This window comes from Anaerotignum faecicola (assembly GCA_024460105.1).
Taxonomy (GTDB): Bacteria; Bacillota; Clostridia; order Lachnospirales; family Anaerotignaceae; genus JANFXS01.
The window spans coordinates 1-427 of sequence record JANFXS010000361.1 but is presented as its reverse complement, the minus strand read 5'-3'; the positions used below and the strand labels follow the sequence as shown (position 1 = coordinate 427).

1 protein-coding gene is annotated in these 427 nt (G+C 46.6%); it reads left to right on the top strand.

Features of this window, described 5'->3' with window-relative positions; all coding sequences use genetic code 11:
• On the top strand, positions 1–251 hold a 251-nt coding region (locus NE664_14380; GenBank protein ID MCQ4727822.1), incomplete at its 5' end, for an alpha amylase C-terminal domain-containing protein.
• Between the last annotated feature and the right edge of the window lie 176 nt (positions 252–427).

Sequence of the window (427 nt, the reverse complement as noted above, 5' to 3'; positions counted from 1 at the left end):
GCACCGCGGATGACAGCTTCTTTGTAGCCTATAACATGCATTGGGAGCCGCATGAATTCGATTTGCCGAATCTGCCGAAGAAGCAGAAATGGTATATTGTGTTTAACACGGACGATAAGGAATTTAACGGTATGTATCAGGAGAGGCCGGGCGATGGAGAAGATGTGGAGAAGAAAGGCGGAATGCCGGTGATGGAGACCAGGCAGTTTGAGGTGCCGCCCAGGACGATTGTGGTGTTTGTAGGGAAATAAATACTTGTGGCCCTGTCTGTATGGACGGGGCCACAAGTTTATTGCAGTCTGCGAAAACTGTTTTTATGGATGTTTATTTAATAACTGAGCCTCGATACTCAAAACATCCGGTAGTATAAGCTTAATCCCCTTGCGTTGGAGTGCAAGTACCCGTTTTGCCTTTTGTAATAGTTCCC